General features: G+C 71.0%; 14 protein-coding genes and 2 pseudogenes. 10 read left to right on the top strand and 6 right to left on the bottom strand.

From position 1 onward, the window contains the following. The first annotated feature begins 1 nt into the window (after position 1). From ABZ027_RS06710 to ABZ027_RS06700, 3 genes are all read left to right on the top strand, one after another. Positions 2-697, top strand: a complete 696-nt coding sequence (locus tag ABZ027_RS06710; protein ID WP_356765060.1) for a DUF3105 domain-containing protein — start codon at positions 2-4, stop codon at positions 695-697. An 11-nt stretch (positions 698-708) separates the two neighbouring features. Continuing rightward, positions 709-1,311, top strand: a complete 603-nt coding sequence (locus tag ABZ027_RS06705) for a DUF305 domain-containing protein (RefSeq protein ID WP_356765058.1) — start codon at positions 709-711, stop codon at positions 1,309-1,311. Positions 1,312-1,493: 182 nt separating this feature from the next. After that, positions 1,494-3,434 (top strand): S53 family peptidase, encoded by a 1,941-nt coding sequence (locus tag ABZ027_RS06700; RefSeq protein ID WP_356765056.1) that lies wholly within the window; start codon positions 1,494-1,496, stop codon positions 3,432-3,434. Positions 3,435-3,519: 85 nt separating this feature from the next. On the opposite strand, the gene ABZ027_RS06695 is transcribed toward ABZ027_RS06700, so the two are convergent. From ABZ027_RS06695 to ABZ027_RS06685, 3 genes are read right to left on the bottom strand one after another with little or no spacing between them, the layout of a single operon-like run. Then, positions 3,520-4,539, bottom strand: a complete 1,020-nt coding sequence (locus ABZ027_RS06695) for a zinc-binding dehydrogenase (RefSeq protein ID WP_356765054.1) — start codon at positions 4,537-4,539, stop codon at positions 3,520-3,522. Continuing rightward, positions 4,502-5,791, bottom strand: coding sequence for an MFS transporter (locus tag ABZ027_RS06690; protein WP_356765052.1), 1,290 nt, complete (start codon positions 5,789-5,791; stop codon positions 4,502-4,504). The genes ABZ027_RS06695 and ABZ027_RS06690 overlap by 38 nt, the downstream gene beginning before the upstream one ends. Positions 5,792-5,830: 39 nt before the next feature. Next, a complete protein-coding gene (locus tag ABZ027_RS06685; RefSeq protein WP_356765050.1) occupies positions 5,831-6,121 on the bottom strand; it encodes a hypothetical protein in 291 nt (96 codons plus the stop codon). A 182-nt stretch (positions 6,122-6,303) separates the two neighbouring features. On the opposite strand from ABZ027_RS06685, the pseudogene ABZ027_RS06680 reads away from it, so the two are divergent. From ABZ027_RS06680 to ABZ027_RS06670, 3 genes and pseudogenes are all read left to right on the top strand, one after another. Beyond that, positions 6,304-6,483 (top strand): annotated as a pseudogene (locus ABZ027_RS06680) (oxidoreductase C-terminal domain-containing protein); the annotation flags it as partial. A 361-nt stretch (positions 6,484-6,844) separates the two neighbouring features. Continuing rightward, positions 6,845-8,890 carry an NAD(+) synthase gene (locus ABZ027_RS06675; protein ID WP_356765048.1) on the top strand — a complete coding sequence of 682 codons (2,046 nt, stop codon included), beginning with the start codon at positions 6,845-6,847 and terminating at the stop codon, positions 8,888-8,890. A gap of 83 nt (positions 8,891-8,973) precedes the next feature. After that, positions 8,974-9,468: a hypothetical protein gene (locus tag ABZ027_RS06670; RefSeq protein ID WP_356765046.1), complete on the top strand. Its 495-nt coding sequence runs from the start codon at positions 8,974-8,976 to the stop codon at positions 9,466-9,468. Positions 9,469-9,471: 3 nt separating this feature from the next. Here the strand turns inward: ABZ027_RS06670 and ABZ027_RS06665 are convergent, their stop codons facing one another. Further along, a complete protein-coding gene (locus ABZ027_RS06665; RefSeq protein WP_356765044.1) occupies positions 9,472-9,918 on the bottom strand; it encodes a VOC family protein in 447 nt (148 codons plus the stop codon). Between the two features lie 54 nt (positions 9,919-9,972). Then, complete coding sequence (locus tag ABZ027_RS06660; protein ID WP_356765042.1) at positions 9,973-10,569, bottom strand: pyridoxamine 5'-phosphate oxidase family protein; 597 nt, start codon at positions 10,567-10,569, stop codon at positions 9,973-9,975. Positions 10,570-10,728: 159 nt separating this feature from the next. On the opposite strand from ABZ027_RS06660, the gene ABZ027_RS06655 reads away from it, so the two are divergent. Beyond that, entirely contained in the window at positions 10,729-13,731 is a 3,003-nt protein-coding gene (locus tag ABZ027_RS06655) for a bifunctional [glutamine synthetase] adenylyltransferase/[glutamine synthetase]-adenylyl-L-tyrosine phosphorylase (RefSeq protein ID WP_356765040.1), read from the top strand. A 35-nt stretch (positions 13,732-13,766) separates the two neighbouring features. On the opposite strand, the gene ABZ027_RS06650 is transcribed toward ABZ027_RS06655, so the two are convergent. Continuing rightward, positions 13,767-14,720 carry a phosphatase PAP2 family protein gene (locus ABZ027_RS06650; protein ID WP_356765038.1) on the bottom strand — a complete coding sequence of 318 codons (954 nt, stop codon included), beginning with the start codon at positions 14,718-14,720 and terminating at the stop codon, positions 13,767-13,769. A gap of 96 nt (positions 14,721-14,816) precedes the next feature. On the opposite strand from ABZ027_RS06650, the gene ABZ027_RS06645 reads away from it, so the two are divergent. The 3 genes and pseudogenes from ABZ027_RS06645 to ABZ027_RS06635 all read left to right on the top strand — a co-directional run. Beyond that, positions 14,817-14,939, top strand: a complete 123-nt coding sequence (locus ABZ027_RS06645; protein WP_356765384.1) for a hypothetical protein — start codon at positions 14,817-14,819, stop codon at positions 14,937-14,939. 77 nt (positions 14,940-15,016) lie between these two features. Further along, entirely contained in the window at positions 15,017-16,771 is a 1,755-nt protein-coding gene (locus tag ABZ027_RS06640) for a glycoside hydrolase family 13 protein (protein WP_356765366.1), read from the top strand. A gap of 316 nt (positions 16,772-17,087) precedes the next feature. Continuing rightward, positions 17,088-18,059: pseudogene (locus ABZ027_RS06635) on the top strand (non-reducing end alpha-L-arabinofuranosidase family hydrolase); the annotation flags it as partial. Between the last annotated feature and the right edge of the window lie 48 nt (positions 18,060-18,107).

The following is an 18,107-nucleotide window of genomic DNA, read 5'->3' as shown; positions in this document are numbered from 1 at the left end:
CATGGGCTCCGCCAAGAACAGCAGCGCCAAGGACGGCAGTGCCAAAGACGGCAGTGGCACGGCCCGCAAGGCGCGCATAGAGGAGATGCGGCGCGCCGAGCAGAGCCGGGAGCGGCGCAACCGCGTCCTGGTCATCGCCGCGAGTGTCGTGGTCGCCGTGGGTCTCGTGGTGGGGACGGTCGTCCTCGTGCAGTCGCAGTCCGACGACGGCGGCAGCACGGCCGCCGACGGGAAGGGCAAGGGGCACTTCGTCACGGGCTCGGACGGTGTGAAGACCTGGAAGGGGACGCTGGGCCGCACCCACGTCACCAAGACCGTGAAGTACCCGACGGAGCCCCCGGTCGGCGGCGACCACAACCAGGTATGGATGAACTGCAACGGCGACGTCTACACCAAGGACCTCAACAACATGAACGCCGTGCACTCCCTGGAGCATGGCGCGGTGTGGGTGACGTACACCAGCAAGGCCTCGAAGGCCGACGTGGACGCGCTGGCGGCGAAGGTGAAGAAGACGCCGTACACACTGATGAGCCCGGACGACCAGCAGAAGGACCCGATCATGCTGACCGCGTGGGGGCACCAGCGCACGGTGACCAGCGCCGACGACCCGAACGTCGACAAGTTCTTCGAGAAGTTCGTGCAGGGCGAGCAGACGCCGGAGCCGGGCGCCGCGTGCACGGGGGGTCTGCCGCAGTGAGGATCGCCTCAGTGGCCGTCGCCGTGGCCGGGGTGCTGGTCGCGGCGGGCGCCATCAGCTACGCCGTCGCCGAGGACGGGAGTTCGGACAGCGTCCCCGCCGCCGAGTCCGCCGACGCCGGGTTCGCCCGGGACATGGCGGTGCACCACCAGCAGGCCGTCGAGATGTCGTACATCGTGCGTGACCGCACCGACGACGAGGAGGTGCGCCGGCTCGCGTACGACATCGCGCAGACGCAGGCCAACCAGCGCGGCATGCTGCTGGGCTGGCTCGACCTGTGGGGACTGCCGAAGGTGTCCGCCGACCCGCCGATGACCTGGCAGGGCATGGGGGACATGGCCACCGGCAAGGACGGGGCGTTGATGCCGGGCATGGCGACCAACAGCGAGCTGAAGCAGCTGAACAAGCTGAGCGGCAAGCAGGCCGAGGTTCTCTACCTCCAGTTGATGACAGACCACCACAAAGGCGGCATCCACATGGCCGAGGGCTGCGTGGACAGGTGCACGGTCGGGGTGGAGAAACGACTAGCCCAGGGCATGGTGGACGCGCAGCAGTCGGAGATCGATCTGATGGCGGGCATGTTGAAGGAGCGGGGCGCGAAAGCCCGTCCGTGAAGGGCGTGAAGGGTTAACCCTCGGTCCTGGTCGCGGGCCGGTCGCGGGGTAACCCTCAAATGGCCATGTCATTAGGTTACTTGGGTCCTTCTTGGCCCTGGCATTCCCCTGGCATGAACGGTTCGTCGCGAGAGTGGCCACCGTCGAGTGATCTACTCGCGTCGAACCGCACAGGGGGTTCCATGAGATCCAACCGCGCCAAGGTGCGCGCCGGGATGAGCATGGCAGCGACTCTGCCCATGCTCGCCGGTGCGCTGGCGCTCGGCATACCCGCGGCGCACGCCGCCGACAACCCGGGCCGGGACCTGCTCGCGGGCACCAAGCCCGCCTGGGCCACCGCCAAGGCCGACCAGGGCGCCACCGCGGACGCCTCCCAGGTCACCGCCCGCGTCTACCTCGCCGGCCGGGACGCCGCCGGCCTCGCCGCGTACGCGAAGGCCGTGTCCGACCCGACCTCGGCCTCGTACGGCAATTACCTGAGCGCCCATCAGGCGCAGGCCCAGTTCGGAGCGACCAAGGCGCAGGTCGCCGCGGTCAGGGCGTGGCTGACCTCGGCGGGTCTGAAGGTCACCGGGGTCACCCGGCACTACCTCACCGTCTCCGGTGACGTCGCCGCCGCCGAGAAGGCCTTCGGCACCCAGCTGCACAACTACGCCAAGGGTTCCAAGACCTACCGCGCGCCGACGAAGACGGCCTCCGCGCCGGACAGCCTGAACGGCGCCGTCCTCACCGTCACCGGTCTGGACACCGCACCGCACGTGGCGCGGCACGCCGACCAACTGCCGTCGCCCGCCGCCGTGTTCAAGAACGCCGGACCGTTCTCCTCCTACTACGGCTCGAACACCGCGAGCACCCTGCCGGACGCCTACGGCGGGAAGGTCCCCTACGCGGTCCAGGGCTACACCGGCAAGCAGCTGCGCGCCGCGTACGGCGCGGGCAGCTACACCGGCAAGGGCGTGCGGGTCGCCATCACCGACGCGTACGCCTCGCCGACCATCGCGTACGACGCGTCCACCTACGCGAGCAAGCACGGTGACGCGGCCTACGGCAGCGGACAGCTGCGCCAGGTCCTGCCCAAGAAGTACACGAACACCGACGCCTGCGACGCCTCCGGCTGGTACGGCGAGGAGACCCTCGACGTCGAGGCCGTGCACGCGGTCGCGCCCGCCGCGAACATCACGTACGTCGGCGCCGCCTCCTGCGGTGACGACGACCTGCTCGACTCGCTGGGCAAGGTCGTCGACAAGCACCTGGCCGACATCGTCACCAACTCCTGGGGCGACATCGAGGCCAACCAGACGCCGGACCTCGCGGCCGCCTACGACCAGGTCTTCCAGCTGGGCGCGGTCCAGGGCATCGGCTTCTACTTCTCCTCCGGCGACAACGGCGACGAGGTCGCCAACACCGGGACCAAGCAGGTCGACACCCCGGCCAACTCGGCGTGGGTGACGGCGGTCGGCGGTACCTCGCTGGCGGTCGGCAAGGGCGACAAGTACCTGTGGGAGACCGGCTGGGGCACCGAGAAGGCCTCGCTGTCCGCGGACGGCAAGAGCTGGACGGACTTCCCCGGCGCGTTCACCTCGGGCGCGGGCGGCGGCACCAGCAGGACGGTCGCCGAGCCCTTCTACCAGAAGGGTGTCGTCCCGAACGCGCTCGCCACGGCCAACAGCGCCGCCGGCAACCGCGTCGTCCCGGACATCGCGGCGATCGCCGACCCGAACACCGGCTTCAAGGTCGGCCAGACGCAGACCTTCCCCGACGGGTCGCAGAAGTACAGCGAGTACCGCATCGGCGGCACCTCGCTGGCCTCGCCGGTGATCGCGGCGGTCCAGGCGCTCGCCCAGCAGGCACGCGGCGGCAAGGCGATCGGTTTCGCCAACCCGTCGATCTACGCGAAGTACGGTACGAAGGCGTACCACGACGTCACGGACAACCCCACGGGCTCCGGCCTCGCGGTGGCCCGCGTCGACTACGCCAACAGCTACGACGCGTCCGAGGGCCTGCTCACCTCCGTCCGCACCCTCGGCGCGGACAGCTCCCTCAAGGCCGTGAAGGGCTACGACGACGTCACCGGCGTGGGTACGCCCGCGAGTGGTTACGTGGAGTCGTACCGCCGGAACTGACATCCGGCCCGGCAACGGAGCGCCCGCCCCCGACGGTTTCCCGTCGGGGGCGGGCGTGTGTGTGGCGCGTCCCGCCGTGCCGGAGTCAGGGGATGACGACGATGTTGCCCACGAAGTTCCTTCCCATGAACTCCCGCTGGGCCGACACGAGGTCCGCGAGGGGGTAGGTGCGCGCGAGGAGCGGTCTGAGGGAGCCGCTGCGGATGAGCGCCACCAACTCGGTGAAGTCGTCGTGGGAGCCGAAGGACGAGCCGATGAGTTCGACCTGTTTCAGATGGAGCCTGCGCAGGTCGGCCGTGACGAGCGGACCTGCCACGGCGCCCGCGGTGACATAGCGGCCGAGCGGCCGGACGACCTCACCGAGCAGGTCGTTGAAAAGGAGCCCGCCGACGACATCGGCGACGACGTCGATCTCGTCGGTGACGGCGGCCGGTGCGAAACCCTCGCGGTGGAGGACGGTGTGGGCACCGAGCTGCGCGACCTCGGCGGCGCGCTCCGCCGAGGTGAGAGCGACGACCCGGGCACCGCGCAGGACGCACAACTGGACCAGGGCGGAACCCACACCGCCGGAGGCGCCGGTGACGAGCACCGTCTCGCCGGCGGTGACACGCGCCCGGTCGAGCATTCTCATCGCGGTGAGGTACGCGGTGGGAAACGTCGCGAGTTCGGCGTCGCCGCAAGCGCTGTCGATCGGATGGGCGTTCTCGGCCGGCACGGCCACGAACTCGGCGTATCCGCCGTCCTGTTCGCTGCCGAGGTAGCGCGTCCTCACCAATTCGCGTTCGCCGCCCGTGTAGAGCATGGGGTCGACCAGGACGCGCTCGCCCACCCGTGCCCCGGGCGTCCCGGAGCCGACCTGCGCGACGTGGCCGACGACGTCGGCGCCCTGGATCCGGGGGAAGTCGACGGCCTCTCCCCGCCACCCCGCGGGTGCGGCGGGGTGGGCGCTGTAGGCCCCCTCACGCGTCCAGACGTCGGTGTTGTTGAGGCCCGCGGCCGCCACCCGTACGACGACCTCACCGGGGCCGGGGCGGGGCTCCGGGAGGGCCTCGCGGTACTCCAGCGTGTCAAGGCCGCCGAACCCGGTCAGGATGACGCCTCGCATGGCCGGGATCCTCCGTGGTCTCGTCGAGTCCGGCCTCGTCCCTGTCATGTGGTATTCCGGCTGGTATTCCGGCGGTATCCGGGACGGCGTCGCCGTGCGAGGCGCTGATGGCCCGTCCGGGGCGTACGAAGGCGCCCAGCAGCGCGATGCCGGCGCAGGTGAAGAACGCGCTGGTGCCCCCGGCCGCATCGGTCAGCGCACCGGCCAGCGGCGCTCCGACGGCCTGACCGACGGCGATCATCAGGAAGGACACCCCGACGCCGAAGGAGGCACGGTCGGGGTGGATCCGGGTGCTCCACAGCAGCGTCAGACCGCACAGGCAGACGTACGACGCCCCGAAGACCGCGGCGGCGACGAATGCAGCGACGGCCGATCCCGGCGCGAGTGCGAGCAGGAGTGTGGCACCGGCCATGGTGATCATGACCAGGGTCCAGGACCGGGCGAGCCCGGCGCGCGCCACGAGGTCGCCGCTGAGCGCCCCGATGAAACCGGCAGCACCGAGCACGGTCCACATGGACGTCGAGACCAAGCTGCCGGCGCCGCCGACGGTCGTGACGAGATCGCGGCCGAAGGTCCACACCGCGACGCTGCCCAGCCCCATGAGGAAGGCGGCCAGGACCATGAGGGCGGTGCCGCGGGCCCGGCCTGGCCGCCCGGATTCGGTGCCGGCCTCGGAGGAGGTGAACGGAACGACCAGGTGCACCCAGAGGGTGACCGCGGCGGCGAGGACGGCGAACACTCCCCACGCCCAGCGCCACTGGTCGATCAGCAGGAGGGCGATCGGACCGGAGACCATGACGCCGATGCCGGTGCCGGCGTTGACCACGCTCTGCGCGCGGTCCTGGATCCCGGACAGCACCCAGCGGCTCACGGCCGCCGCCAGCGGCGGCGAGGCCAGGCCGGTGCTGGAACCCGCGATGAGCACACCTGCGGCCAGGACCGGCGTGGACGGGGCCAGTGCGACCATCGCGGTGCCCGCGGTCGCCATGGCACCGGCGGCCACCGCCATCCGGCGGGCTCCGATCCGTTCGGTGAGGATCAGGCTGGCGACGATGGCGACGCAGTACCCGATGTAGCTGCCGGAGCCGATGATCCCCGACACCGTTGAGGAGATCGTGAAGGAGTCCTGGAACTCGGGGGCGAACAGCCCGTAGGCGAACCGGGCGAACCCGTAGCAGGTGCCGATGAGCGCGGTCCCGGCACACACCAGATCCCAGCGTGTACCGACGGCCGCCCGACCCGAGGTGGACATGCTTCGCCTCACTCCGTCCGCGTTCCCCGCTGCGGGGCCTCACCGATCCTTGCGGAGCACCCAGTACGTGGCGCCCTCCTCGTCGATGTACGGTCCGTTGTCGTAGGCCTCGACAAGGGTGAGCTCTCCTTTGGTGATGAGTTCCTCCAGGTGCTGGGCAAAACCCGATTCGCGTAAGTAGCTGAGCCGGGTACTGAGAGCGAGGACGCCGCCGTGCCGGACAGTGGCGGCGAGGTGGTCGAGGGCGCGGGGGCTGACGTGACCGACGGTGAACACCCCGCAGCAGGTCAGCACGACGATGTCCTCGACGGCCCGATGCGCCTGCAGCACTGGACGACCGCCGCCGAGCAGGGGGCCCGGGCCGCACGCAACGCCGTCGCCCCGTCACGGATGCGGCCCTACGAGACGGTGCCGTACTTCTGGTCGGACTGGTACGCGAGCCGGATCCAGTTCGCTGGGATCCCCACCGCCGACGGGCATGACGTGCACATCGAGGTGGTCGCGGCGACGACGCGAACGGGGATCCGTTCACAGCGCTCTACCGGGCGAACGACCGGGTCATCGGCGCCCTCTGCGTGGACATGCCTGCCGAGGTCATGAAGTACCGGCGGCTGATCGCGCAGCGCGCCGACTGGAGCGCTGCCCTCGAACTCGCCGAGGCGCGCCGGGGGAAGGCCGCCGAGCGAGCCTAGGAGATGCTGTCCGGGTCAGGCCGCGGCGTCCGGTGCGGTGCGTGGCGGCACGTCACCCGCGCCGTGGGCAGTCCGGTCTGACCGGACTGCCCGGCCGGCTCGGTGGCGTGGGGTGGCCCACACCTCGCGCCGCCCCATCGCGTCGTACGCAGGTGTAGTGCAGAAGCGGGCCGCCTGTGCTGATTCGCCCGGATCGCACCCGCGGTGGGGGCGGGCTGTGACACCGACGATACGGAGGGGCCGCCAGCCCATCGCGTCGCTCTGACGATTACACTGGCCGTGTGTCTCGACTCCGACTCGTGCCGACGAGATGCTCCGCGCCCGCCCTCCGTGCCCGCCCCCTTCTCCCGAGGAAGCACCGTTGAACTTCTGGTCGGTCTATCAGCACGGCTTCGCCCGCATCGCCGCGTGCACGGGTCACACCGTCATCGCGGACCCGCCCGCCAACGCCGAAGCGGTCCTGCGCCAGGCGCGCGAGTGCGCGCAGGAGGGGGTCGCGGTCGCCGTCTTCCCCGAGCTGGGCCTGTGCGGCTACTCGATCGAGGACCTGCTGCTTCAGGACGCTCTGCTGGACGAGGTCGAGCAGGCGGTCAAAACCGTGGTCGAGGGGTCGGCGGACCTGCTCCCGGTCCTGGTCGTCGGCGCCCCGCTGCGTCACCGCAACCGGGTCTACAACTGCGCGGTGATCGTGCACCGCGGCCGGGTCCTCGGCGTCGTGCCCAAGTCGTACCCCCCGAACTACCGGGAGTTCTACGAGCGCCGGCAGATCGCCGCGGGCGACGACGAGCGGGGCGGGACGATCCGGGTCGGCGGTGAGACCGTGCCGTTCGGCGTGGACCTGCTCTTCGAGGCGGCGGACGTCCCCGGCCTGGTGCTGCACGCGGAGGTCTGCGAGGACATGTGGATCCCGGTGCCGCCGAGCGCCGAGGCCGCCCTGGCGGGCGCGACCGTCCTCGTCAACCTCTCCGGCAGCCCGATCACGGTCGGCCGGGCCGAGGACCGCAAGCTGCTGTGCCGCTCGGCGTCCTCCCGCTGCCTCGCCGCGTACGTCTACTCGGCGGCCGGCCTGGGCGAGTCGACCACCGACCTGTCCTGGGACGGGCAGACCATGATCTACGAGAACGGCGTCCTGCTCGCGGAGTCCGACCGCTTCCCGATGGGCGACCAGTACGCGGTGGCCGACGTGGACCTCGACCTGCTGCGGCAGGAGCGGATGAGGATGGGCACGTTCGACGACAACCGCCGTACGCACGCCGCGCGGACCGGGGAATTCCGGACGGTCTCCTTCGAACTCGACCCGCCGGCCGGGGACCTGGGGCTGCGCCGCCGCCTGGAGCGTTTCCCGTTCGTGCCCGCCGACGCCGACCGGCTCGCCCTGGACTGCTACGAGGCGTACAACATCCAGGTCGCCGGACTGCAGCAGCGGCTCGCCGCGATCGGCGGCCCGAAGGTGGTCATCGGGGTGTCCGGCGGCCTGGACTCCACGCACGCGTTGATCGTCGCCGCCCAGGCGATGGACCGCGCCGGCCGGCCGCGCAGCGACATCCTGGCCTTCACCCTGCCCGGCTTCGCCACCAGCGACCACACCAAGGACAACGCCCACAAGCTGATGCGCTCCCTCGGCGTCACCGCGGCGGAGCTGGACATCACGCCGACCGCGCGGCTGATGCTGAAGGAGATGGACCACCCGTTCGCCTCCGGCGAGCCGGTGTACGACGTCACCTTCGAGAACGTGCAGGCCGGACTGCGCACCGACTACCTGTTCCGGCTCGCCAACCAGCGCGGCGGCATCGTGCTCGGCACCGGTGACCTGTCGGAGCTGGCGCTCGGCTGGTCCACGTACGGCGTGGGCGACCAGATGAGCCACTACAACGTCAACTCGGGCGTACCGAAGACCCTGATGCAGCACCTGATCCGCTGGGTCATCGGCAGCGGCCAGTTCGACGAGGAGACCGGGAAGACACTCGCCGCGATCCTCGACACCGAGATCAGCCCGGAACTCGTACCGGGCGAGGAGATGCAGTCCACCGAGTCCAAGATCGGCCCGTACGCGCTGCACGACTTCACCCTCTTCCACGTGCTGCGCTACGGCTTCCGGCCGTCGAAGATCGCCTTCCTGGCCTGGCACGCCTGGCACGACGCGGAGGCCGGCGCCTGGCCGCCGAACTTCCCGGAGGCCAAGCGGGTGGCGTACGACCTGCCTCAGATCCGGCAGTGGCTGGACGTGTTCTGCCGTCGCTTCTTCGCGTTCGCGCAGTTCAAGCGATCCGCCATGCCGAACGGGCCGAAGGTCGCGGCCGGCGGTTCGCTCTCCCCGCGCGGAGACTGGCGCGCACCGTCCGACAGCACGGCCCGCGCCTGGCTGCGCGACCTGGCCCGCTTCGACCCGCCGGAGACGGACGGCTGAAGGCTCAGCGGGTGCGGGGCGGTGCGCCTGGCCGGTCTGAGGGCACTGGCACAATGACCCCATGACTCCTCACCGAAAGGCCGATGCCGCGTAACCGGCCCGGCGCGCTGCGTGCGACGCAGCGGCTTCGACACCGTCCGCGCGGTCGGGAAACCCCCGCCCCGGACCGCATCCACGGCCTCTCCGCCCGCACCAGCCTCGCGATTCACCGGTACGAGGCGCTCTCGACCGACTACTACGTCTTCCCCGGCGTCACCGCCGCCGCGTTGCGGCGCTACCGGGCCTTCCTGAGTCCGCCGGGGCGGGGGATCCGGTACCCGTACCTGGACGACTGCGACTGCCGGGGCTGCTCCCTCAGGGACGTCAGACACGCCCGCGACATGCTCGGCACAGTCCTGCGGAACCTGCCTCCGCGGGCCCGTGCCGAGCTGTGGCGCCTGGTCGCCGCGCTGGACGCCGTCTATCTCGCCCGCACCCTGCCGGACCCGTTCGTCGCCACCCGGCGGGGATGGCGTCCGCACGTCTGGTGGTACCGCCGGCTGGAAGGCTGCCGATATGTGCAGACCGGGAGGATCTGACCCTCAGCGCTCCTGGCCGGCCAAGTCGGCCAGGGCCTTGTGCAGTGGCTCGCTCTCGCGGCGCCGGTACTCCTGGATCGACCAGCCGTTGCCGTCCGGGTCCTGGAAGTACATGAACGTCGCACCGTCGTCGGGCGAGTACCGCACCGGCTCGGAGACCTCAAGGCCGCGCTCCACCAGTTCGGCCCGGGCGGCCTCGATGTCCGCCACGCACAGCTGGAGGCCCTGGTAGGAGCCGGGCGCCGGCTTCGGGCCCTTCGCCAGTTCCCAGACGGTGTCACCGAGGGCGATCGAACAGCCGGAACCCGGAGGCGTCAGCTGGACGATCCGCATCCCCGGCATGACCTCCTGGTCGATGTCCACGTGGAAGCCGACCCGGTCCCGGTAGAAGTCCCGGGCTCGGTCGATGTCGGTCACGGGCAGCGGGATCACTTCGAGGGTGAAGTCCATCGCTGGTCCTCCAGGTCGCCGTAGACGGAAGAGGTGCATGGGGTGATCGGTGCGTCAGGTGAACCGCCACCGCGTCTGGCTGAACGGCTCCCCCTTACCGAAGCCGAAAACCGTGTGGGGCGCCACCGCATAGACGACGGCGTGGCCGGGACCGTGGTGGAAATACCCCTCCCGTACCTCGAAGTGCCAGAAGTCGCCGTACTTGGTCCGCCACGCGGCGGCCAGCTCCCGCAGCCGGCCGTCGTCCGACACCCGCACCGCCTCGCCCTCCACCACCAGGTCGTAGCCCTTGTCCCAGATGTTCGTGCCGGTCGTCAGCACGACGTTCGGGTTGTGTGCGAGGTTCTTCGCCTTGCGCTCGTCCGGCCCGGTGCAGAAGTGCAGCGCGCCGTGCGCCCAGACCGCGGGCAGCGGTGTCACATGCGGTCGCCCGTCCGGCCGTACCGTCGAGATCCAGAACAGCTCGGCCGCGGCCAGCAACGCCTCGGCGTCCGGCCAGGGGATCGCGACGGCCGTTTCGTCGCTGTAGCGCGGATCGAGCCGGGACACGGGCGTCAGCCCGGCACCCGCACCCGTACCCGCGCTCGTGCCCACACCCGTCTCCTCACCGGTCCCGGCGGCGGCGCCCGTCCCCGTGTCCTTGTCCGTCATCAGTCGGCCCTCCAGACATCTCTCACCCCAGGTTTTCCCCGACCACCCCGGTACAGACCCGCCGAGCTGTCACAACTCATCCGGGCATACCCCGGCGCTTGTCGCCACCTCTCCGGTTAGGCTCGGGCGGGTACGACCTTGATCGGACAGGAGGCCGGGATGACGGCGCCGGGGCGCAGGAGCAGTACCTTCACGCGGCTGCTGCGGCACGGTTTCACCGATCCCTCCGCCGCAGAACGCCTGCTCGACAGCGTGGAGCTCGCCCCCATCAGCCGCGATCCGGTCCTGCTGGAGGCGCTGGGCGCGACCGCCGACCCCGACCTCGCGCTGCACGGTCTCGTACGACTGCTGGAGGCGCAGCCGGACCCCACCGCCCGGCGTGAACTGCTCGATACGGTGATAGCGGCCAAGCCGCTGCGCGACCGGCTGCTCGGTGTGCTCGGCGCGTCCGCCGCGCTCGCCGACCACCTGGCCCGGCACCCGAACGACTGGCACACCCTGTTCATGTACGAGCCGCACGACCTGCACCCCGGTGTGGAGGAGTTCGAACGCGGCCTCGCGGAGGCCACCGACCCCGTCACCCTGCGCGTCGCCTACCGGCGCTGCCTGCTGTCGATCGCCGCCCGGGACGTCTGCGGCACCATCGACCTCTCCCAGACCGCGGCCGAGCTCGCCGACCTGGCCACCGCGACCCTGCGCGCCGCCCTCGCCCTGGCCCGCGCCGCCGCGCCGGAGGACGCCGCGCGGTGCCGGCTCGCGGTGATCGCGATGGGCAAGTGCGGCGGCCACGAACTGAACTACGTCTCCGACGTCGACGTCATCTTCGTCGGCGAGGCGGCCGACGGCGCCGACGAGGGCAAGGCCGTCAGGTCCGCCACCAAGATCGCCTCGCACATGATGCGGATCTGCTCCGAGACCACCGTCGAGGGATCCATCTGGCCGGTCGACGCCAACCTCCGCCCCGAGGGCAGGAACGGCCCGCTGGTGCGCACGCTCTCCAGCCACCTCGCCTACTACCAGCGCTGGGCCAAGACCTGGGAGTTCCAGGCCCTGCTCAAGGCCCGCCCGGTGGCCGGCGACATCGAACTCGGCGAGGAGTACGTCGCCGCCGTCGAACCCCTCGTCTGGAAGGCGGCCGAGCGGGAGAACTTCGTCCCCGACGTGCAGAAGATGCGCCGCCGGGTGGTCGAGAACATCCCCGTCGCCGAGATCGAACGCGAGCTGAAGCTCGGCCCGGGAGGTCTTAGGGACGTCGAATTCGCCGTGCAGCTGCTCCAGCTGGTGCACGGGCGGGCCGACGCCGCCGTCCGCAGCGGCACCACCCTGAGGGCGCTCCAGGCGCTCGCGACCGGCGGGTACGTCGGGCGCTCGGACGCCGTACAGCTCGACGACGCCTACCGCTTCCTGCGTTCCATGGAGCACCGCATCCAGCTCTACCGGCTGCGGCGCACCCATCTCGTTCCCGAGGACCAGGCCGACCTGCGGCGGCTGGGTCGTTCGCTGGGGCTGCGCGCCGACCCGGTGACCGAGCTGACCCGCGAATGGAAACGGCACGCCGGCGTCGTACGACGGCTGCACGAGAAACTGTTCTACCGTCCGCTGCTCGACGCGGTCGCCCAACTGGCCCCGGGCGAGGCCAGGTTGAGCCTCGAGGCGGCCCGGGAGCGGCTGGTCGCCCTCGGGTACGCGGACCCGGCGGCGGCACTGCGGCATCTGGAGGCGCTGGCCTCCGGCGTGACCCGCAAGGCCGCCATCCAGCGCACGCTGCTGCCGGTGCTGCTGGGGTGGTTCGCCGACTCCGCCGACCCGGACGCGGGACTGCTCAACTTCCGCAAGGTGTCGGACGCGTTGGGCAAGACACCCTGGTACCTGCGGCTGCTGCGGGACGAGGGCGCGGCGGCGGAGAACCTGGCGCGCGTGCTGTCGGCCGGCCGGCTCGCCCCGGACCTGCTGATGCGCGCGCCCGAGGCGGTCGCCCTGCTCGGCGACGGCGACGGCGGAGGCGGCGGCCTCGAACCGCGTGGGCGGGCCCACCTGGAGCAGGAGATCCTCGCCGCGGTCGGCCGCGCGGACGGGGCCGTACAGGCGGTCACCGCCGCCCGCGGGGTCCGCCGCCGCGAACTGTTCCGTACGACCGCCACGGACATCGTCGCCACCTACGGCACCGAGGCCCAGCAGGCCGAGGCCGACCAGGGCGCCCTCGTGGACCGGGTCGGCGGTGCGGTGTCCGACCTGACCGCGGCCACCCTCGCGGGTACCCTGCGCGCGGTGGTGCGGGACACCTGGGGGGACACCCTGCCCACCCGGTTCGCGATCATCGGCGTGGGCCGCTTCGGCGGCCACGAACTGGGTTACGGCTCCGACGCCGACGTGCTGTTCGTCCACGAGCCCCGCGAGGGCGTCGAGGAACGCGAGGCCTCCCAGGCGGCCAACAAGGTCGTCTCCGAGATGCGCCGGCTGCTGCAGATCCCCAGCGCCGACCCGCCGCTGCTTGTCGACGCGGACCTGCGACCGGAGGGCAAGTCCGGGCCGCTGGTCCGCACCCTCAAGTCCTACGAGGCGTACTACCGCCGCTGGGCCCTGGTCTGGGAGGCGCAGTCCCTGCTGCGGGCCGAGCACGTCGCCGGGGACGAGGAGCTCGGGCGCCGTTTCATCGAGCTGATCGATCCGCTGCGATACCCGGCGGCAGGGCTGGGCGACGACGCCGTACGCGAGATCCGGCGGCTGAAGGCACGCATGGAGTCGGAACGGATGCCGCGCGGCGCCGACCCCAAACTGCACACCAAGCTCGGGCCCGGCGGGCTGTCCGACGTCGAGTGGACCGTGCAGCTGCTGCAGATGCGGCACGCGGCACAGCTGCCCGGACTGCGGACCACCCGCACCCGGGCCGCCCTCACCGCCGCCCGCACCGCCGACCTCCTCACGACGGAGGACGCCGCGACCCTCGACGAGGCGTGGGTGCTGGCGACCCGGGTGCGCAACGCGGTGATGCTGGTGCGGGGGCGGGCCGGCGACACGTTCCCGTCGGAGCCCCGAGAACTGGCCGCCGTGGGGCGCTACCTCGGGTACGGCCCCGGGCACGTGGGGGACATGCTGGACGACTACCGGCGGACCGCACGCCGGGCCCGGGGCGTGGTCGAGGAACTGTTCTACGGCGGCTGAGCCGACGCCGGCCGACGCCTCCGGGCGGATGGCGCCTACAACCGGTTCGCGAGCAAGGGGCGGTCCGCACCCTCCCCTTCTCCTGACCCGGACCCGGACCCGGGCCCCGTCCCGTGCCCTGTCGTGCCCCTCCCCTTCCTCCCCTTCCGCTTCTTGCCGTCCCCCGTCTCCGCGACCCGGCGCGGCAGCGCGTACGGCAGGGCGCCGTACCAGAGCCGCGCGACCATGAAGCCGAAGGCCAGGCACAGCAGACCGCCCACCGCGTCGAGCCAGAAGTGGTTGGCGGTGGCGACGATGACCACCAGCGTGAGCACCGGGTACAGCACGCCCAGCACCCGCACCCACGGCACCGACGCCAACGCGAAGATCGTCAGACCGCACCACACGGACCAGCCGATGTGCATCGACGGCATCGCGGCGTACTGGTTCGACATCTGCTTCAAGTCACCGGAGGCCATCGACCCCCACGTCTGGTGGACCATGACGGTGTCGATGAAGTGGGTGCCGTTCATCAGGCGCGGCGGGGCCAGCGGATACAGGTAGTACCCCACCAGGGCGACCCCGGTGGTCGAGAAGAGCACCAGACGGGCCGCGGCGTAGCGGCCGGGATGACTGCGGTAGAGCCAGACCAGCACCACGAGCGTCACCACGAAGTGCAGCGTCGCGTAGTAGTAGTTCATGCTCACGATGAGCCAGGTCACCGAGTTCACCGCGTGGTTGACCGACTGCTCGAAGGCGAGGCCGATGCCGTGCTCGGCCCTCCAGATCCAGTCGGCGTTGCGCAACGCCCCGGCCCGCTGCTCCGGGACCGCGTTGCGGATCTGTGAGTACGTCCAGTAGCTCACGGCGACCAACAGGATCTCGAACCAGAGGCGGGGCCGACGCGGGGTACGCGGACGGCGTCGGGAGCCCTGCTCCGTTTTCGCCGCGACCAGGGACGGAACGGACGCTTCGCGGCCATCCCGTGTCGTAACAGTCGTCTCGCCCATAGGCGCAGAGTTTGCCAGAAAAGCCATCTCCCATCGATCATCTCTCGGCCGGGTCCGGGGCGCACCTCCGCGCTGCCCGGCGCGCGCGGGCCCGCGATGCATCAAGACCCCGGCTTCGGACAGCAGCAGTGTGACTGCGCACCGTCGGCCGCCTACGGCATCCTGCTGCTGGCGATACTGATCGTCTTCACCGGACCTCCGCCGACCCCGGCCGCCTGATCACCCGCCGCCGTGGACACAGACCCGTACACACACAAGACTCGATGACCGAAACCCCATCACGCACCAAGGACGTCATGAGCCAGCAGCACTCCGCCGACCACGCCCCCACCTCCCTTCGCGAAGCAGCTGTCGCCACCGTCGCGGGGCGTCGCGACTGGTGGCGGGAGGCGGTGATCTACCAGGTCTATCCGCGCAGTTTCGCCGACAGCAACGGCGACGGCATGGGCGACCTGGAGGGTGTCCGCACCCGACTGCCGTATCTGCGCGACCTCGGCGTGGACGCCGTCTGGCTCAGCCCCTTCTACGCCTCCCCGCAGGCCGACGCCGGATACGACGTCGCCGACTACCGGGCCGTGGACCCCATGTTCGGCACCCTCCTGGACGCCGACGCGCTGATCCGCGACGCGCACGGGCTGGGCATGCGGATCATCGTCGACCTGGTCCCCAACCACTCCTCCGACCAGCACGAGTGGTTCAGGCGGGCGGTCGCCGAGGGCCCCGGCTCACCCCTGCGGGAGCGCTACCACTTCCGCCCCGGCAAGGGCGCGGGCGGCGCGCTCCCGCCCAACGACTGGGAGTCCGTCTTCGGCGGCCCCGCGTGGACGCGGGTCACCGAACCGGACGGCACCGCGGGGGAGTGGTACCTGCACCTCTTCGCCCCCGAGCAGCCCGACTTCAACTGGGACCACCCGGCCGTCGGCGACGAGTTCCGCTCCATCCTGCGTTTCTGGCTCGACATGGGCGTCGACGGCTTCCGCATCGACGTGGCCCACGGCCTGGTGAAGGCGGCGGGCCTGCCGGACCTGGGAACCCGCGACCAGGTGAAACTGCTGGGCAACGAGGTCATGCCGTTCTTCGACCAGGACGGCGTGCACGAGGTCTACCGCCAGTGGCGGCTCGTGCTCGACGAGTACGCGGGCGACGAGACAGGGCTGCCCGAACGGTCTTCCCCGGACGGGCGGGGACGGGCCCTCGGCGGGCGGATCTTCGTGGCCGAGGCCTGGACCCCGACGGTCGAGCGCACCGCCAACTACGTCCGCCCCGACGAACTCCACCAGGCGTTCAACTTCCAGTACCTGACCACGGAGTGGGACGCGACCGAGCTGCGCCAGGTCATCGACCGGACCCTGGAGGCCATGCGCCCGGTGGGCGCCCCCGCCACCTGGGTCCTGTCCAACCACGACGTCACCCGCCACGCCACCCGCTTCGCCAACCCACCCGGCCTCGGCACCCAGATCCGTACCGCAGGCGACCGCGACCTGGGCCTGCGCCGGGCGCGCGCCGCCACCCTGCTCATGCTGGCGCTGCCCGGTTCGGCGTACGTCTACCAGGGCGAGGAACTCGGCCTCCCGGACGTCGTCGACCTGCCGGACGAGGTCCGTCAGGACCCGGCCTTCTTCCGCGGCGCCGGCCAGGACGGCTTCCGGGACGGCTGCCGGGTGCCGATCCCCTGGACCCGCACGGGATCGTCGTACGGCTTCGGCGACCGAGGCAGCTGGCTGCCGCAGCCGGCCGGCTGGGGCGACCTCAGCGTCGAGGCGCAGACCGGTGTCGACGACTCCACCCTGGAGCTGTACCGGAGCGCCCTCGCCGCCCGCCGCGCGCACCCCGACCTCGGCGCGGGCGACCGTGTGGAGTGGCTCAAGGCCCCCGAGGGCATTCTGGCCTTCCGCCGCGGCGACTTCGTCTGCGTCACCAACACCGGCGGCGAGTCGGTGACCACCCCGGCCTACGGTCGTCTGCTCCTCGCCAGCGGCGAAGTGGCCGAGACGGAGGACGGCGAGGCGAAGCTGCCGGCCGACACGACGGTGTGGTGGACGCGGGCCTGACGCAGCCCGTCCAAGAGTCCCCGCACCAACCACGCACCGGCCCGCTGCCGTTCCAGGCAGCGGGCCGTCGGCGTCTCGGCGACGCGAGGTACGCGAGGGGTTGACGGTGCCGGAACCCGGCCCTACCTTCCGCATGGATATGGGAGCGCTCCCAGCGCTCCCATCGCTCCGTGCGCCCCGGTGCCCCACACATCCACCGATAGGAGTCGCGATGCGCGTGAGAAGTCGTCTGGGCGTCTTACTCGGCGGGCTCGGCCTGCTGCTCGGCGCACTGGTGTCACCGTCGGCCGCGGCGCCCGAGCCGTCCGACGCGGCGGCGGCCGCACTGCCGAGCAGCTTCACCTGGAAGTCCAGCGGGGCGCTGATCGCCCCGAAGTCGGACGCGACCCACAACCTCGCCGCGATCAAGGACCCATCGGTCGTGTACCACAACGGCCGGTGGCACGTGTTCGCCAGCAGCGCGAGCAGCACCGGCGGGTACAGCATGGTGTACCTGAACTTCACCGACTGGTCGCAGGCGGGCGCGGCGCGGCAGTACTACCTGGACCAGACCCCGATCGGCGCCGGATACAAGGCGGCGCCGCAGGTGTTCTACTTCGCGCCGCAGAAGCTGTGGTACCTCGTGTACCAGACCGGGGACAACGCGGCCTACTCCACCACCACGGACATCGCCAACCCGAGTTCCTGGAGCGCGCCGAGGAAGTTCTACTCCGCGGGCATGCCGCAGATCATCAGGGACAACATCGGCAGCGGCTACTGGGTCGACTTCTGGAACATCTGCGACAGCGCGAACTGCTACCTGTTCTCCTCCGACGACAACGGGCACCTGTACCGGTCGCAGACCAGCGTGGCGAACTTCCCGAACGGCTTCGGCAGCACCGTCATGGTGATGCAGGACTCCAACAAGTACCGCCTGTGGGAGGCCTCCAACGTCTACAAGCTCAGCGACTCCAACACCTACCTGCTGCTCAACGAGGCGATCGGCGGCGACGGCAGGCGGTACTTCAGGTCCTGGACGTCGAGCGGCATCACCGGCACCTGGACCCCGCTCGCCGACACCGAGACCAAGCCCTTCGCCAGGTCGAACAACGTCACCTTCGACGGCACCGCGTGGACCCGGGACTTCAGCCACGGCGAGATGGTCCGCAGCGGGACCGACCAGACGCTCACCATCAACTCGTGCCGCCTGCAGTACCTGTACCAGGGCATGAACCCGTCCGCCACCGGCCCCTACAACACCCTGCCCTGGCGGCTCGGCCTGCTGACCCAGACCAACTCCACCTGCTGACGTCATGGCCGGGGTCGGCACGTTCACCGTTCCGGGGCGGACCGTGGC

This window comes from Streptomyces sp. NPDC006332 (assembly GCF_040612855.1).
GTDB lineage: Bacteria > Actinomycetota > Actinomycetes > Streptomycetales > Streptomycetaceae > Streptomyces.
This window is presented reverse-complemented; position numbering and strand designations above follow the sequence as displayed.

What these genes read in the sequence shown, in the direction of transcription:
- ABZ027_RS06710 (WP_356765060.1), top strand. Translation starts at nt 2, where the DNA reads ATGGGCTCCGCCAAGAACAGCAGCGCCAAGGACGGCAGTGCCAAAGAC.
- ABZ027_RS06700 (WP_356765056.1), top strand. Translation starts at nt 1,494, where the DNA reads ATGAGATCCAACCGCGCCAAGGTGCGCGCCGGGATGAGCATGGCAGCG.
- ABZ027_RS06695 (WP_356765054.1), bottom strand. Translation starts at nt 4,539, where the DNA reads ATGCGAGGCGTCATCCTGACCGGGTTCGGCGGCCTTGACACGCTGGAG.
- ABZ027_RS06690 (WP_356765052.1), bottom strand. Translation starts at nt 5,791, where the DNA reads ATGTCCACCTCGGGTCGGGCGGCCGTCGGTACACGCTGGGATCTGGTG.
- ABZ027_RS06670 (WP_356765046.1), top strand. Translation starts at nt 8,974, where the DNA reads ATGCCGCGTAACCGGCCCGGCGCGCTGCGTGCGACGCAGCGGCTTCGA.
- ABZ027_RS06665 (WP_356765044.1), bottom strand. Translation starts at nt 9,918, where the DNA reads ATGGACTTCACCCTCGAAGTGATCCCGCTGCCCGTGACCGACATCGAC.
- ABZ027_RS06660 (WP_356765042.1), bottom strand. Translation starts at nt 10,569, where the DNA reads ATGACGGACAAGGACACGGGGACGGGCGCCGCCGCCGGGACCGGTGAG.
- ABZ027_RS06655 (WP_356765040.1), top strand. Translation starts at nt 10,729, where the DNA reads ATGACGGCGCCGGGGCGCAGGAGCAGTACCTTCACGCGGCTGCTGCGG.
- ABZ027_RS06650 (WP_356765038.1), bottom strand. Translation starts at nt 14,720, where the DNA reads ATGGGCGAGACGACTGTTACGACACGGGATGGCCGCGAAGCGTCCGTT.
- ABZ027_RS06645 (WP_356765384.1), top strand. Translation starts at nt 14,817, where the DNA reads ATGCATCAAGACCCCGGCTTCGGACAGCAGCAGTGTGACTGCGCACCG.
- ABZ027_RS06640 (WP_356765366.1), top strand. Translation starts at nt 15,017, where the DNA reads ATGAGCCAGCAGCACTCCGCCGACCACGCCCCCACCTCCCTTCGCGAA.